The following is a 14,240-nucleotide window of genomic DNA, read 5'->3' on the forward strand; positions in this document are numbered from 1 at the left end:
GTCCGGTGAATTATTTAACATGGTTTGTTCCGCTCTGCATTATCGTCAGCAGCTTCTTCACGATCACCATACTTATCTTAACCGTTGCGACACTGCGTTTTCGAGGGAAAATCAACAGGAAATATGATCGGAGGAAGTTGAATGGCTGATTTCCTGCTGCTGATGTCCATTCTTAGTATCTGGATATCGGTCACTGAATCTATTGTCATTATGGCCGGGGCGATTCGATTCATTAATAAACAAGAGAAAAAGGGAATTCAAATCCCAGAGAACATGGATGACTATCCAACGGTAACGGTTATGGTGCCTGCACATAATGAAGGCGTAGTTATCGTTTCCACGGTTGAGCATATTCTGCGTCTGAATTATCCCGAACATAAAGTTCAGGTCATTGTCATTGCTGATAATTGCACGGATGATACCGCTGAACGGCTGAAGACACTTAAGGCTAAGAGCAGCTATGCAGACCGGGATTTCACGATTCTGGAGCGGAAAGGCACTGGAGGGAAATCCGGGGCACTGAATGATGGCCTCGAACTTGCCTGGGGCGAATGGATCTGCATTTATGATGCAGATGCGGCACCTGAACGAAATGCATTAATGTTTCTGACACAGAAAGCACTGGAGAACCCAGAGAAGCATGGTGCTGTATTTGGACGTAACAAGGCTCGTAACCGGGGACAGAATTTTCTCTCCCGCTGCATTAATCTGGAGCTTGTTACCGTTCAGCGTGTTCATCACACAGGGCTATGGGAGTTATTCAAACTGGGGACGATTCCAGGCACCAACTATATCATTAAGGCCAATCTGATTCGTGAAATTGGCGGATGGGATCCCGACGCCATTACAGAAGATACAGCTGTGTCGTTTGATATTCTTACCCGTGGTCAGCTGATTGCATTAGCGCCGCAAGCGGAAGCCTATCAACAGGAGCCCGAGCAGCTGAAAGTATATATGAAACAACGCCAGCGCTGGTCCAAGGGAAATTATCAGGTGGTTATTGATAATATTAAGCATCTGTTCGACCGTACAAGCTGGAGAATTAAACTCCATGTCCTGTACTATGCTGCGAGTTATTTCTGGTTTATGATCGCCATTATTGTTTCGGATATTATCTTCGTCTCTAACCTTGTATACCAAGTTATCGCACTGTTTAATCCCAACGTTATTTCTCCATTCCAGTTCTCCGGGGACGTGTACGTGTACCTTGTGGTTGCTTGGGCACTTATGTATTACATTTATGTACTGCAAATTAATCTGGCACTCTCTGCGGATATTGGACAGAGCAATACCCAAAACTTCATTGTGGCCTGCCTTTCCTACTTCACATATGCCCAGCTGTTTCTGGTTATCTCCGTTAAGGCATTTGTCTCTCTCATTGGGGACAAGCTGTTCCGCAGAGAAACCAAATGGTATAAAACACAGCGATTCGGCTGAGTTCATTTATGTTCAAACAAAGGCTGTTTCTGACCTGTTCAGAGGCAGTCCTTTTTTTATGGAAGAACACGTGCACAATAGGTATAATCTTTCGGAGAATGGAAACGGAGGACTGCGTAGTGAGCGAACATGGATCGGATTTTTATGACAGCGGCAATATTTCGTGAATGAAGAAACCTATCTTCGCAGACAACGAATTCCGCTATTTCTATTCCTCTTGCGAGCAAATAACACACAGGTTGCTGTGGATAGATGGAATAACCTGAAGCAGCCAAAAAACCTATCCACATGTGGATAAGTTTTTGGCTTTTTAAGTACGTAGGCTGTGTACAGATGAGCCATTTTATTTATCCGCAGCTCTCACATACACACGATCCCCATGATGTTCCACATCTACAGGCGCTTCAAAAAAGTTACTCAACACTTCGGTGTTCATCACCTCAGAGGTTAACCCGCTGCTTACAACCTCACCTCGCCGCAGCAGGAGACTATGACTGAATACGGGCAGAATCTCTTCGGTATGGTGGGTCACGTAAATTAGAGAAGGTGAGTCTGGTCTCTGCGATAATTCACTGATACTCTCCAGCAGCCGCTCACGGGAGAACAGATCAAGCCCATTGCAAGGCTCGTCCAAAATAAGAATGCGCGGATTCGCCATCAGGGCTCTGGCAATAAGAAGCTTCTGCTTCTCGCCCTGGGAACAGGTTCGATATTCGCGATCCCATAAGTGCTGACAGCCAAGAGTGGTCATCAGTTCCCGGGCCTGATCCAGATCCTCATCGGATAACTTATCATATAGACCGATCGTGGCATGCTTGCCGCTAATGACGACATACTGAGTACGATCCGTCCCATGTAATTTCTCCTGGAGGGAAGAACTGACCCAACCGATGGTTTTACGCAGTTCACGCAGGTCGACCTCTCCATACGGATGTCCAAGCACCGAAATCGTGCCTTCAGTAGGCCAGAGATAACCGGTGATCATGTTAAGCAGCGTGGTCTTGCCGGAGCCATTGAGGCCGAGCAATGCCCAGTGTTCACCATCATTAACCCGCCAGCTGACATCATTCAGCAGGGTGATCGGTCCCCTTTTCCAAGTCACGTGTTGTACATCAATAATCATGTCGTATTCCTTCCTTCTGTTTAACCTCTGTCTCGATTATCCTGACCTTATTGTAGTCACAAAATGACTGTCGTTTCAATGTATTAGGCCGTTCTTGGCCGATCTCGGCGCAGGAATACAGCACACACCCCGAGTAGGGGCAAGAAGGAACATAGCTTGATGACAAATGAAATGCTGGTCACATCAATCAGCGAACCGAGCACAACAGACCCAAGTCCCGCCATACCGAACGACAAGCCGAAGAACAATCCGGACACCGTTCCGATATGACGTGGCAGTAGTTCCTGCGCATACACAATAATGACGCTGAAGCCTGACATGAGAATTAGTCCGATGATGCCGCATAATACCATGGATAAAAAAGGTCCGGCATAAGGCAGCAGTAATGAAAATGGTGCGGTACCCGCGATGGAGAACCAGATCATCGGTTTACGTCCGTAACGATCAGCCAGCGGGCCGCCGAGCAAGGTTCCGATCATCCCCGCAAATTGTAGAATGAACAGGCAGATCTGTGCCTGCGAAAGAGGCAGGTTATACGCATCCGCGTAATAAAAGGCATAGTACCCGGTCATGCCGGCAATATATACGAATTTGGAAAATAGCAGCAGGATGAGGATTCCCATTGTAAAAGCAATAAATCCCCGACTTACAGGCTGGGCAGTAGGCTGTCCGATGCCATTTGACTGTACAGGCTGTTGCTGACGGGTGTGATTTTCTGCCAGCTTGTGTCGGTACCAACGGCTGACGGAAGACTGGATAACAATCCCGATCAGGGCAAAACCCATCAACCATAAGAAACTAAGCTGCCCTTGTGGCAGAAGAATAAAGGCAACGAGCAGTGGCGCGAGGGCTTGACCCGTGTTGCCACCGACTTGGAAGATAGACTGTGCCATTCCGCGTCCACGACCAGCTGCCAGGTGGGCGACACGTGAGGACTCGGGATGTAGAATGGATGAGCCTATGCCAATCAATGCTGCGGAAACAAGCAGCATCCATAACTCGGAAGACAAGGCGAAGCCAAGAACACCAATCAGGGAGAATAACATGCCTCCGGAAAGCAGGATCGGCATCGGCTTACGATCAGACATATAACCGATCAGCGGTTGTAGAACGGATGCGGTAATATTCAATGTGAAGGCAATCCAGCCCATTTGAGCGAAACTGAGCTGCATGGTTTGCTGGAACAGCGGGAAGGCAGACGGAACAACGGTCTGCATTGCATCATTCAACAGATGGGCGAAGCTGACTCCGGCAAGCGCCCAGTTGGCGGAGTGATTGAATTGCATTTTGCTTACAGCGGCTTGAGCCACGGGAGATCACCTCGAATTATTTTTTTACCATGATAAAAGATTCAGACAGCTATTGTCTTTGTGAAAAGTGCTTGGAAAGTGAGCACGATTTGCTATAATGTCTGCAGGTGAGGAAACGATGGAATTAAACATGACGTTGAATGGATTGGAATTGTGGAAGGCTTCAGGTGGTTTCTCCAATGAACCCCATGTACATGATGACTGGTATCAGGTTACGTTGCCAGTAAGAGGCGAGTGTCATCTGGTGCAGGAACAGCAGGCTTATCCTCTGCAAGCAGGACAGGGCATAATTGCCCATCCCCAGATGGAGCACTTTTTCGAGATTGGTTCAGATTCGGCAGTTATCGTTATCAAGTTCCGTAATCCGCCAGGAGGTTGCTTGGGGGATTCAGATCGAGGAAGGGCGCAGACCGAATTTCGGCCCACACAAATCTTCGACCCTGCTGAAATCAGCAGACTGTTCCGAGGTTGGAGCGCCCTTTTGCTGGACGACGCGCCTCAACCGTTGCAAATACAGGAAATCGAATTAGCCGTAGAGGCATATCTTTCACAAGTGCTGTCTGGTGGACAACAGAATAGAGGTAGCCTGACGGTAGCAACCGCAGGAATTGATGCCACTGGGGGTGCCGTGTCGAATCTGGTTTGTGAGCAACTTCAAAATCTGTTTGAGCGAACAACCAGCAACGGAGGCGCGTTCATTGATCCCCATCTCCGGCGCGTGCTGGAGTATATACACAGTGACTATACAAGTTCGATGGACATTGATTCCATGGCTACAATAGCGCACCAGAGCAGATATCATTTTATGCGCTCCTTCAAAGCATTGACAGGTTCAACACCGTACCAGTATGTGCTGCATTTGCGTGTGGAGGAAGCCACCAGACGACTGCGTCTTACGACAGATTCAGTGACCACAATTAGCTTTTGGCTGGGATTCTCCAATGTCAGTCAGTTCTATAGAGTGTTTCAGCGAATAATGGGTGTAACACCGATGGAGTATCGGAACCAGATGTAGAATTGGAATACGTACAGGGAGTGGATCAGCATATGAATGGTTACCTGGTTGCTGCGGATGGGAGCGGTGATTTTGCCACGATTCAGGCTGCGATTGACGCCATACCGGACCATAATAGTGGTAAGTTTGTTATTCGTATTAGACAAGGTGTTTATGTTGAGAAGCTGCATATCGAGAAGCCGTGGGTTCATCTCATCGGTGAGGGAGCAGAGCAGACCGTTGTTACATATGACGACTATGCACTCAAGACGTTCCCTAACGGGGAGTTATATCATACGTTCCATTCATATACAACCTTTATTGGTGCAGATAATTTCACTGCAGAGGGGCTTTCCTTCGTAAATTCGGCCGGTCCCGGCAAGGATGTTGGCCAGGCTCTTGCGGTGTATGTGGATGGTGACCGAGCAGCTTTCCACAACTGCCGCTTTATCGGGCATCAGGATACGATCTTCACCGGACCACTCCCGGAGCAGCCGATCGACAGAAGTTCCTTCGGTGGTCCGCGTGACGGGGCAGAGAGGCGGAAGCTGCGCCAATATTATGAAGACTGTTATATCGAGGGCGATATCGATTTTATTTTCGGTTCGGCTACAGCCGTATTCAAGGGTTGTGAGATTTTTGCGAAGAAACGCTTGTTTGATGACCCTACGGCCTCTACAGAGGAAGTTCATGGCTGGATCACTGCGGCTTCTACACCAGAAGATGTCCGGTACGGTTATGTGTTCATCGACTGTTCCCTGACCAGCGATGCACCTCCGCAATCGGTATACCTCGGCAGGCCGTGGAGAAATCACGCCAAAGTATGTTTCCTGCATTGCTGGATGGGTGCTCATGTGAAGCAGGAGGGCTGGCATAACTGGAACAAACCTGATGCAGAGGCCAGCGTGGTGTTCGCCGAATATAACAGTAAGGGTCCGGGAGCAGGGAGCGGGGCCGGGCGAGTGCCGTGGGCAACCATTCTGAATGAGCAGCAGGCAATGGAATATTCATTATCTCGCGTGCTCTCCGGAGAGGATGAATGGCAACCCTTTGGCTGAAGGGTAATTATCCCTATTTTCTCAAGAGCAATGCTTTACTACCTGTTGCAGGAGCTTATGCAAGGCTGTCTTTCAAGTCCATTATGGGCTTGGCAGACAGCCTTTTTTTGCAGCATATTCAATTTTCGCCCTCGAAAAGAATATTTTATCCCTTATCTCATGTGCATTTTACTGATTAAATACAGAAGAGGATCTGTAAATTCCCTGTAAAATCTGGATGTTATTAATCTTAAACGTAAATGGAGTGCAGATCCAATGTCGAAGAGAGGGAGGGAAGTTGCAAAATTAAATATGGATCACGAATTAAATTCTTATCGTCGCAGATCACATGCCAGTGCACAGAGAAGCTTTTACAAGGTGAAAACAAGCTGAGTACAGGAGGGATTTGCTTGAATCAAGCTGTTCGAGTCCGCCCGGTTATCATAGTCGCTTTGGCATTTCTTCTGATCATTTTGTGGTTTGCACCAAGAGCAGACGCCGCTGCCCAGTGGCAGGCCGGCACCGCATACAAGAAAGGAGACCTCGTAACATATCAAAACAAAAATTATGAATGCATTCAGTCCCATACGGCTTTGAACGGCTGGGAGCCTCCTCTAGTTCCTGCACTGTGGACCTATGTTGGGGATGGTCCCGGGGAGGGAGGAGAGACACCTGTTCCGGATACAACCCCACCCTCCATTCCTGCAGGCTTAGCCTCATCCTCGATCACGGGAACCTCAGTCCAGCTTACCTGGAATGCATCCACCGATAATGTGGGGGTGACCGGATACGACGTGTACCAAAATGGGGCTCTCGTAACGAGCACCTCAGCTGCAACAACGACAATAAGTGGGCTAACCAGCGGCACTGCTTATGTTTTTACAGTAAAAGCAAAAGATGCTGCAGGCAATGTGTCTGCTGCAAGCAATCCCCTTAGTGTAACAACTTCCACTGGAGCTCCGAATCCGGGGCCAATCGGTAACAAATGGCTGATCGGCTACTGGCATAACTTCGACAATGGCTCTACCAATATCAGACTTCGCAACGTGTCCACAGCCTACGACATCATTAATGTCTCCTTTGCCGAACCGGTTTCGCACGGCAGCGGCACGCTCGCTTTTACTCCATATAACGCAACGACAGCCGAATTCAAATCAGATATTGCTTATCTTCAGAGTCAGGGAAAAAAAGTACTGCTGTCCATGGGAGGAGCCAATGGAACGATTGAGCTTACCGATGCAGGCAAGAGGCAGCAGTTCGAGGAGTCGCTGAAATCCATTATTTCGACTTACGGTTTCAATGGTCTTGATATCGACCTAGAAGGAAGCTCCCTCTCCCTGAATGCAGGGGATACCGATTTCCGTAATCCGACGACACCCAAGATCGTTAATCTCATCCAGGGTGTAAAGGCGGTCAAGTCATACTTTGGCAGTGAGTTCATACTTACAGCAGCACCGGAGACGGCTTATGTCCAAGGTGGTTATCTGTCCTATGGCGGTCCCTGGGGAGCATATCTGCCGGTTATTCATGCCTTGCGTAACGACCTGACGCTGCTCCACGTGCAGCACTACAACAGTGGCTCCATGGTCGGGCTGGACGGACGCTCCTACGCTCAGGGCACAGCAGATTTCCACGTAGCCATGGCCGAGATGCTGCTTCAGGGCTTTCAAGTAGGTGGAAGCTCGGGTTCATTCTTCAGTCCATTGCGTCCGGATCAGATTGCGATCGGTGTACCGGCATCCCAGCAGGCAGCCGGTGGGGGCTATACATCACCTGCCGAGCTGCAGAAGGCATTGAATTACTTGATCAAGGGTGTATCCTATGGCGGTTCTTATACCTTGCGCCAACCCGCGGGGTATCCGGGCCTTAAGGGCATTATGACCTGGTCCATTAACTGGGATGCATATACGAACCATCAGTTTTCGAACGCACATCGTTCGTATTTGAACGGGCTCAGCACGCAAACGACGAAGGAGGTTGTGTACTAATGTCATATAAAGCCAAACACATGGATTTCAAAAAAGTCGGTAAGGTTCTCCTCGGTCTGGTCCTGCTCTTATCTGTCATCATCCCTACATTTACATTTCAATCTCGAACGGCCGAAGCAGCAGATGCCTATAAAATTGTCGGTTACTATCCTGCCTGGGCGGCATACGGACGAAACTACAATGTAACGGATATTGATCCCACCAAGGTGACACATATCAACTATGCGTTTGCCGATATTTGCTGGAACGGCATTCATGGAAATCCAGACCCTTCGGGCCCCAATCCGGTGACTTGGAGCTGCCAGAATGAGAAGAGCCAGACAATTAACGTACCGAATGGAACGATTGTTCTTGGAGACCCCTGGATCGACACAGGCAAACAATTCGCAGGGGACACATGGGATCAGCCCTATGCAGGGAATATCAATCAGCTCAACAAGCTGAAGCAGGTCAATCCGAATCTGAAAACAATCATCTCCATTGGAGGATGGACGTGGTCCAACCGTTTCTCTGATGTAGCCGCAACATCAGCTACCCGTGAGGTCTTTGCCAACTCTGCCGTCGATTTCCTGCGGAAATACAACTTTGACGGGGTGGATCTCGACTGGGAATACCCGGTATCAGGCGGGCTGGATGGTAACAGCAAGCGTCCAGAAGATAAGCAAAATTATACCCTTCTCTTAAGCAAAATCCGCGAGAAGCTGGATGCGGCGGAAGCCGCTGACGGCAAAGAGTACCTGCTTACGATTGCAAGCGGAGCATCTCCAACCTATGCTGCCAATACGGAGCTAGCGAACATTGCTTCCATTGTCGACTGGATTAACATCATGACCTACGATTTTAACGGAGCCTGGCAAAAAATCAGTGCACACAATGCACCGCTGAATGCGGATCCTGCCGCTGCAAGTGCAGGAGTACCGGATACCAATACATTTAATGTGGCTGCCGGAGCACAAGGGCATCTAAATGCAGGAGTACCGGCTGCCAAGCTGGTGCTGGGTGTTCCATTTTACGGTCGAGGCTGGGATGGATGCGCACAGGCGAATAACGGCCAGTATCAAACGTGTTCGGGTGGTTCTTCTATAGGAACTTGGGAGGCAGGTTCCTTTGACTTTTATGATCTGGAAGCCAACTACATTAATAAAAATGGATACACACGCTATTGGAACGACACAGCCAAAGTACCGTTTCTGTATAACGCCTCCAACAAGCGCTTCATCAGCTATGACGATGCGGAGTCCATCGGACACAAAACCGCATATATCAAGAGCAAAGGGCTTGGCGGAGCGATGTTCTGGGAGCTCAGTGGGGACCGCAACAAGACACTCCAAAACAAGTTGAAATCCGATCTGTCAACCGGGGGCACAGTGCCTCCTGCCGATACGACGGCACCGAGTGTACCGGGTAATGCCCGTTCGACAGGAGTAACGGCAAGCTCCGTAACCTTGGCCTGGAATGCTTCAACGGATAACGTTGGCGTTACCGGTTATAACGTCTACAATGGCACTAGCCTAGTGACTTCCGTTACTGGAACAACCGCAACCATTAGCGGGCTTGCATCAGGCACTTCCTATACCTTCACGGTAAAGTCAAAGGATGCCGCAGGCAATCTGTCCGCAGCTAGTAATAGCATTACCGTAAGCACTACTGTTCAGCCGGGGGGAGATACCCAAGCACCAACCGTGCCGACGAGCCTTACATCAACTGCAAAAACCTCATCCACGATCACCCTTAGCTGGGCAGCCTCCACGGACAACGTTGGTGTAACCGGATATGAGGTATACAACGGAACTGCTTTGGTGACAACCGTTAGTGGAACAACTGCAACTGTTACGGGCCTAACGGCAGACACCTCTTATACATTCACAGTAAAAGCGAAGGATGCGGCAGGTAACCTGTCTGCTGCGAGCAGTGCCTTGACGGTGAAAACCGAAGTGGGTACGACGAATCCCGGCGTCTCCGCTTGGCAGGCAAATACGGCTTATGTCGTAGGGCAGCTGGTTACGTATAATGGAAAAACGTATAAATGCCTGCAATCCCATACCTCCTTAACGGGGTGGGAACCTTCCAATGTGGCTGCATTGTGGCAGCTTCAACCGTAACATACCTGTAAAGGAGGATGCTCCTGATGAACTCAGGAGTGTCCTCTATGTGATAAGGCTTTTCCTTGAGAAGGATTGCAAACCAAAACACACAAAAGCCCCCAACCCCCGCATATGCGAGGGAATGGAGGCTTTTTGCTTCATTTAAATTAGAAATCAAAGTTGTCCGGGTCTGGTCCAACACGAACATCTTCGTTGAGGGCGCTGATTCGATCCATCTCATCGTTGGACAATTCAAAGTCGAAAATGGAAGAGTTCTCAATGATCCGATTTTCCTTAGTGGACTTCGGAATGGTGATGACACCGTTTTGCAGATCCCAGCGCAGGATGACTTGTGCCACGGATTTGCCTTTGGCAGAAGCAATCTCGGTAAGTACCGGGTTGTCCAGCAGTTGACCCTGCATCAGCGGGGACCAGGCTTCAAGCTGAATACCATGTTTCTCACAGAAGGCTTTCAGTTCAACCTGAGTAAGGCGAGGATGGTACTCGACTTGGTTAACCATCGGTTTCACTTTGGCATCCTGCATCAGGTCTTCAAGGTGATGGATCTGGAAGTTGCTTACACCAATCGCTTTGATTCGACCTGCAGCATAGAGCTCTTCCATCGCTTTCCATGCACCTTTGTATTTGCCTGCTTTTGGCCAGTGAATCAGGTACAGATCCAGATATTCCAGACCGAGCTTGTTCAAAGTTGTATCGAAGGCTGCAAGAGTCTCTTCATATCCAAGGTCTGCAGTCCAGGCTTTGGATGTGACAAACAGTTCTTCGCGCTTCAGGTTGTTTTCTTTCAACGCTTCGGCAATCGCCTGTCCAACACCGGATTCGTTACCATATATAGCGGCAGTATCAATGCTGCGGTAGCCATGCTGGATTGCTTTTTTGACCGCTTCGATCAATTCTGCGCCTTCTTCTACCTTAAATACGCCTAGTCCAAACCAAGGCATTTGAACGCCGTTATGCAAAGCTACTGTAGATTGTAAGTGTTGCGCTGTCATGTGATGACCTCCTAAGTGTGTTCGTAATTCAAAAAAAGTAATTCTCAAATCGTTCAATCTGATCCCCCAAAATTAAATGAGAGTAGATTAAATAGGGTCCAATGTACTATAATACTATACCATGCGAAACCGGTTCCTTTAAATAAGGGCTTCATGAGTCGCTGAACGTGATCAGTCTGAGAATTTAAATTTTTTTCGGTGTAGCCCGTTCTCATATCGAATGCTTATGCAACTGATGATCTGCGTTCAAGGACTCTGGCCCATCCTGTCAGGAGAACGGCGGCAAGAACCATAATTGCTCCAACCCAAGTCGTATGCACAAGCCCAATGGAGTCGGTTATGACCCCACCCAGGTATGCGCCTATGGCGATACCCGCATTAAAGGCAGCGATGTTGAAGGCAGAAGCCACATCCTTGGCCTGTGGCGCATAGCGTTCTGCGAGCGTGACGACATACATCTGAAGTCCGGGTACATTCATGAAGGCAAGCAGACCCATGCCGAGAATGGTGAGCAGTGCTGCGAGCTTGAACGGTACGGTAAAGTATAGTATGCCCAGAATGACCGTCTGAACGATAAACATATAAAATAATGCCTTCAGCGGATTACGGTTGGCCGCTTTGCCCCCAATGATATTGCCGATTGCGATGGCGATTCCGTATAACAACAGAATGGCTGCCACGGTTTTCTCGGAATATCCGCTGATATCATGCAGAAGCGGAGATAGGTACGTGAAAACGACGAATGTCCCTCCATACCCGACCGCTGTGATTGCAAACGCCAGCAGCAGCCTTCCTCCCGTTACAAGCTTCAATTGGTCACGGAATGCTGTGCGTGTTCCGCGCTGCAGGGTGGAAGGAACAAGTACCATATTACCAATAAGGGCAATGATGCCGACAATAACAATGAGAATAAATGCAGCACGCCAACCTAAATGTTGACCGATCAGCGTACCGAGAGGCACCCCGGTCACGGTAGCGATGGTCAGGCCCGAGAACATAATCGCAATGGCACTGGCCCGGCGGTTTGCTGGCACGAGGTCAGCCGCAATAGTGGAACCGATGGACATAAAAACCCCATGTGACAGGGCTGAAATAATCCGGGCTATAAGCAGCATGGTGATGCCACTGGATAGCGCGGCCATCGTATTGCCTGCAATGAAAACAACCATGATGGCCATCAACAGTGTCTTGCGTGACACGGTTGAAGTTAATGAGGTCAGGATGGGCGCCCCGAAGGTTACACCGAGCGCATATAAAGTAACGGTCAGTCCCGCTGTAGTTACGGAAATGCCCAGGTCACCCGCAATGAGTGGCAGCAGTCCTACACTGATAAACTCAGTCGTGCCGATGGCAAACGCACTAATGGCAAGTGCGAGTAGGGCCCAGGTGCTGCGTTTTGAATCTTGTACCATGTTTCTTGTTCAACTCCCCGAATGTAGATTTACGTACCGGCAAATGCTATTATGAATTATTCGATATAAAATGAATAGTACGTACTTTTTAGTACCATACGTACTTTTTGGTGCCTATATAGCTAAGCTTGGCAAGTTCATCAGATGATGAGGGGAGGAAGCATATAATGAACAGAAAAAAATACAATATCTCGGTCGAGGCTACGCTTGAGGTGATCGGCGGCAAGTGGAAGTGTGTCATTCTCTGCCATCTCACACATGGCAAAAAACGTACCAGTGATCTTAAGCGTATTATGCCCGCCATTACCCAAAAGATGTTAACCCAACAGCTTCGGGAGCTGGAGGATGACGGGATCGTGAACCGGATCGTCTATAATCAGGTCCCACCCAAGGTAGAGTATGAGCTCAGTGAATATGGCTGGAGTCTGGAGCCAATTCTGAATGCACTATGCAATTGGGGAGAGCAGCACATCGTGAAGGAGTACGGAGACAAATCAGCGATGCTCGAGGACAATGGATTGAACCATTTTGATTCGGATGAGAACAAGGAGCTGATCAAGCAATGAATTATGAGATTTTGCATGAAGGTGCTTTTGCCATGCTCAAGGTTCGTTTGCAGCGCGGAGAGCGATTCAAGGCAGAGAGCGGCGCCATGGTATCCATGACACCGACAGTGCAGCTGAAAGGATCTGCGGAGGGCGGCATGTTTGCCGGATTCGGCAGAATGATCAGCGGGGAGAAGTTCTTTTTTCAAGAGTTAACTGCTGCAGGAGGGCCTGCAGAGATTTTGCTGTCACCTTCCACCATGGGCGGCGTGGAGGCTGTTGAGCTGGATGGCTCCTATTCTTTGTATGTGCAGAAGGATGGATTTTTGGCCGGGACAGAAGGCATTCAGGTAAATAGTAAAATGCAAAACCTGAAGAAGGGGCTCTTCTCGGGAGAGGGTTTCTTCATTGTAGAGATTAGCGGGAGAGGCACGGTATTTCTGTCTTCATATGGTGCAATTCACGCTATTCATCTGGCAGCTGGAGAAGAAGTCATTGTGGATAACGCTCACTTGGTTGCCTGGCCTCAATATATGGAGTATCATATCGAAAAAGCATCGCAGGGCTGGTTATCCAGTGTGACCAGTGGTGAAGGACTGGTATGCCGATTCAGAGGCGAGGGCACAGTCCTGATCCAGAGCCGCAATCCGCAGGGATTCGGACAATGGGTGAAGCAGTTCATCCCTTCCCGCTGACGATCAGTCAGCCATCCGATGATCTCTACAATGCACGGCATACAACCAGTCCCAAGGCATCAGTGATGGAGGAATAAATGAGATGAGTTCACAGTATAAAAACGCACATGAAAGTCCAGGACACCTGCTGTGGCAGGTCACAACGATGTGGCAGAAGGAAGTACGCAGGGTGCTTGATCCATTGGGATTAACCCCGCCGCAATTTGTACTTCTGCATGGCTGTTTATGGCTGAATGAGAGAGATACGGAAGGGAAAGGTGTAACGCAGGTTCAGCTTGCGCATTTTGCCAACGTGGATGTGAATGTCACCTCTCAGGTTCTTCGAGCGCTTGAAAAACGGGGATTGATCCATCGCAGTCGCCATCAAACCGATACCCGTGCGAACATTATTGCTACAACGCCGGAAGGCACGGAACTGGCCAATCGGGGAATTCAGCTTGTTGAAGAGGCTGACAGACAATTCTTTGACCTGGTAAGCGATCATAAGGAAGAGTATATGGACATTATGCGGAAGCTTATCAAACATAAATCGGAATAGTCGCTGTATGGCATCCCACAATTTATTGAACTCATAGATGATATACCCATCGAAGCAAAGTAAG

The 14,240-nt window shown here is 48.9% G+C and carries 13 protein-coding genes; 9 read left to right on the forward strand and 4 right to left on the reverse strand.

Features of this window, described 5'->3' with window-relative positions; all coding sequences use genetic code 11:
- Window positions 1-5: 5 nt before the first annotated feature.
- Together CHI14_RS30140 and CHI14_RS20320 are read left to right on the forward strand one after the other, a co-directional pair.
- Complete coding sequence (locus tag CHI14_RS30140; protein WP_167301716.1) at window positions 6-149, forward strand: hypothetical protein; 144 nt, start codon at window positions 6-8, stop codon at window positions 147-149.
- Window positions 142-1,437, forward strand: a complete 1,296-nt coding sequence (locus CHI14_RS20320) for a glycosyltransferase family 2 protein (protein WP_095290729.1) — start codon at window positions 142-144, stop codon at window positions 1,435-1,437. The genes CHI14_RS30140 and CHI14_RS20320 overlap by 8 nt, the downstream gene beginning before the upstream one ends.
- A gap of 343 nt (window positions 1,438-1,780) precedes the next feature.
- Here CHI14_RS20320 and CHI14_RS20325 read toward each other — a convergent pair whose 3' ends face one another.
- Together CHI14_RS20325 and CHI14_RS20330 are read right to left on the reverse strand one after the other, a co-directional pair.
- Window positions 1,781-2,560: an ABC transporter ATP-binding protein gene (locus CHI14_RS20325; protein WP_095290730.1), complete on the reverse strand. Its 780-nt coding sequence runs from the start codon at window positions 2,558-2,560 to the stop codon at window positions 1,781-1,783.
- Window positions 2,561-2,643: 83 nt separating this feature from the next.
- Window positions 2,644-3,870: an MFS transporter gene (locus CHI14_RS20330; RefSeq protein ID WP_095290731.1), complete on the reverse strand. Its 1,227-nt coding sequence runs from the start codon at window positions 3,868-3,870 to the stop codon at window positions 2,644-2,646.
- Between the two features lie 97 nt (window positions 3,871-3,967).
- Here CHI14_RS20330 and CHI14_RS20335 point away from each other — a divergent pair, with 97 nt between their 5' ends.
- The 4 genes from CHI14_RS20335 (at window position 3,968) to CHI14_RS20350 (ending at window position 9,991) form a co-directional block, all read left to right on the forward strand.
- Window positions 3,968-4,885: a helix-turn-helix domain-containing protein gene (locus tag CHI14_RS20335; RefSeq protein ID WP_095290732.1), complete on the forward strand. Its 918-nt coding sequence runs from the start codon at window positions 3,968-3,970 to the stop codon at window positions 4,883-4,885.
- A 2-nt stretch (window positions 4,886-4,887) separates the two neighbouring features.
- Entirely contained in the window at window positions 4,888-5,922 is a 1,035-nt protein-coding gene (locus CHI14_RS20340) for a pectinesterase family protein (protein WP_249281181.1), read from the forward strand.
- A gap of 389 nt (window positions 5,923-6,311) precedes the next feature.
- Window positions 6,312-7,889: a chitinase gene (locus CHI14_RS30700; protein WP_283163930.1), complete on the forward strand. Its 1,578-nt coding sequence runs from the start codon at window positions 6,312-6,314 to the stop codon at window positions 7,887-7,889.
- Window positions 7,889-9,991: a glycosyl hydrolase family 18 protein gene (locus CHI14_RS20350; RefSeq protein WP_095290735.1), complete on the forward strand. Its 2,103-nt coding sequence runs from the start codon at window positions 7,889-7,891 to the stop codon at window positions 9,989-9,991. Before CHI14_RS30700 ends, CHI14_RS20350 begins: the two co-directional genes overlap by 1 nt.
- A gap of 149 nt (window positions 9,992-10,140) precedes the next feature.
- On the opposite strand, the gene CHI14_RS20355 is transcribed toward CHI14_RS20350, so the two are convergent.
- Window positions 10,141-10,986 (reverse strand): aldo/keto reductase, encoded by an 846-nt coding sequence (locus CHI14_RS20355; protein ID WP_095290736.1) that lies wholly within the window; start codon window positions 10,984-10,986, stop codon window positions 10,141-10,143.
- Between the two features lie 224 nt (window positions 10,987-11,210).
- Complete coding sequence (locus CHI14_RS20360) at window positions 11,211-12,398, reverse strand: MFS transporter (protein ID WP_095290737.1); 1,188 nt, start codon at window positions 12,396-12,398, stop codon at window positions 11,211-11,213.
- 167 nt (window positions 12,399-12,565) lie between these two features.
- Between CHI14_RS20360 and CHI14_RS20365 the strand changes: the two genes are divergently transcribed.
- From CHI14_RS20365 to CHI14_RS20375, 3 genes are all read left to right on the forward strand, one after another.
- Complete coding sequence (locus CHI14_RS20365) at window positions 12,566-12,964, forward strand: winged helix-turn-helix transcriptional regulator (RefSeq protein ID WP_095290738.1); 399 nt, start codon at window positions 12,566-12,568, stop codon at window positions 12,962-12,964.
- The gene (locus CHI14_RS20370; RefSeq protein WP_095290739.1) at window positions 12,961-13,638 is read left to right on the forward strand and encodes a TIGR00266 family protein; all 678 of its coding nucleotides are present in this window, start codon (window positions 12,961-12,963) and stop codon (window positions 13,636-13,638) included. Before CHI14_RS20365 ends, CHI14_RS20370 begins: the two co-directional genes overlap by 4 nt.
- An 82-nt stretch (window positions 13,639-13,720) precedes the next feature.
- On the forward strand, window positions 13,721-14,176 hold the full coding sequence (locus tag CHI14_RS20375) for a MarR family winged helix-turn-helix transcriptional regulator (protein WP_095290740.1): 456 nt from the start codon (window positions 13,721-13,723) through the stop codon (window positions 14,174-14,176).
- The last annotated feature ends 64 nt before the right edge of the window (window positions 14,177-14,240 follow it).

Source organism: Paenibacillus sp. 7516, assembly GCF_002272715.1.
Classification (GTDB): domain Bacteria; phylum Bacillota; class Bacilli; order Paenibacillales; family Paenibacillaceae; genus Paenibacillus; species Paenibacillus illinoisensis_A.

What these genes read in the sequence shown, in the direction of transcription:
- CHI14_RS20360 (WP_095290737.1), bottom strand. Translation starts at nt 12,398, where the DNA reads ATGGTACAAGATTCAAAACGCAGCACCTGGGCCCTACTCGCACTTGCC.
- CHI14_RS20370 (WP_095290739.1), top strand. Translation starts at nt 12,961, where the DNA reads ATGAATTATGAGATTTTGCATGAAGGTGCTTTTGCCATGCTCAAGGTT.
- CHI14_RS20365 (WP_095290738.1), top strand. Translation starts at nt 12,566, where the DNA reads ATGAACAGAAAAAAATACAATATCTCGGTCGAGGCTACGCTTGAGGTG.
- CHI14_RS20320 (WP_095290729.1), top strand. Translation starts at nt 142, where the DNA reads ATGGCTGATTTCCTGCTGCTGATGTCCATTCTTAGTATCTGGATATCG.
- CHI14_RS20325 (WP_095290730.1), bottom strand. Translation starts at nt 2,560, where the DNA reads ATGATTATTGATGTACAACACGTGACTTGGAAAAGGGGACCGATCACC.
- CHI14_RS20375 (WP_095290740.1), top strand. Translation starts at nt 13,721, where the DNA reads ATGAGTTCACAGTATAAAAACGCACATGAAAGTCCAGGACACCTGCTG.
- CHI14_RS20335 (WP_095290732.1), top strand. Translation starts at nt 3,968, where the DNA reads ATGTCTGCAGGTGAGGAAACGATGGAATTAAACATGACGTTGAATGGA.
- CHI14_RS20350 (WP_095290735.1), top strand. Translation starts at nt 7,889, where the DNA reads ATGTCATATAAAGCCAAACACATGGATTTCAAAAAAGTCGGTAAGGTT.
- CHI14_RS20355 (WP_095290736.1), bottom strand. Translation starts at nt 10,986, where the DNA reads ATGACAGCGCAACACTTACAATCTACAGTAGCTTTGCATAACGGCGTT.